This window comes from Pseudovibrio flavus, from assembly GCF_009711345.1.
Lineage (GTDB): Bacteria > Pseudomonadota > Alphaproteobacteria > Rhizobiales > Stappiaceae > Pseudovibrio > Pseudovibrio flavus.
Genome location: NZ_SMMA01000022.1, coordinates 1 through 1,064 on the forward strand (window position 1 = coordinate 1; position 1,064 = coordinate 1,064).

The window sequence follows — 1,064 nt, forward strand, 5'->3', positions numbered from 1 at the left end:
CGGCCACCTTCGCGGATAGCGAAGCGCAGACCGTCTTCCATAGCGATAGGAACGATCAGCTCAACAGAGACGGATACGTTATCGCCAGGCATTACCATTTCGGTGCCTTCAGGCAAGGATACAACGCCGGTCACGTCAGTTGTACGGAAGTAGAACTGTGGACGGTAGTTGGTGAAGAATGGAGTGTGACGTCCACCTTCTTCCTTGGTGAGGATGTATGCCTCAGCCTTGAATTTGGTGTGCGGAGTAACGGAACCTGGCTTACAAAGAACCTGACCACGTTCTACTTCCTCACGGCCAACGCCGCGGATCAGTGCGCCGATGTTGTCGCCTGCTTCACCCTGATCGAGCAGCTTGCGGAACATTTCAACGCCGGTAACGGTGGTTTTCTTGGTGTCTTTGATACCGATGATTTCAACTTCGTCGCCAACGTGGACGATACCACGCTCAACGCGACCAGTTACTACGGTACCGCGACCAGAGATGGAGAACACGTCTTCGATAGGCATCAAGAATGCCTGGTCGCGTGGACGGTCTGGAGTTGGGATATAAGAGTCAACTGCAGCCATCAGTTCAGCGATTTTCTCGGAGCCGATGTTCGCATCGCGATCTTCAAGAGCTGCAAGTGCAGAACCTGCTACGATAGGAATATCGTCGCCTGGGAACTCGTAGGAAGACAGAAGTTCACGAATTTCCATCTCAACGAGCTCGAGGAGCTCTTCATCATCAACCTGGTCAACCTTGTTGAGGAACACAACAAGAGCAGGAACGCCAACCTGACGAGCAAGCAGGATGTGCTCGCGGGTCTGTGGCATTGGGCCGTCTGCTGCGTTAACAACGAGGATAGCGCCGTCCATCTGCGCAGCACCGGTGATCATGTTTTTAACATAGTCAGCGTGGCCTGGGCAGTCTACGTGTGCGTAGTGACGTGCTTCGGTTTCGTATTCAACGTGTGCAGTGGAAATAGTGATACCACGTGCACGCTCTTCAGGAGCACCGTCGATTTCGTCGTAAGCCTTAAACTCACCGAACTGCTTGGTGATTGCAGCGGTCAGAGTGGTTTT

1 protein-coding gene is annotated in these 1,064 nt (G+C 53.1%); it reads right to left on the minus strand.

Annotated elements, in window-relative coordinates; genetic code table 11:
- A partial coding sequence (gene tuf, locus E1162_RS00075; RefSeq protein ID WP_155125405.1) for an elongation factor Tu occupies nucleotides 1-1,064 on the minus strand: 1,064 nt, incomplete at both ends.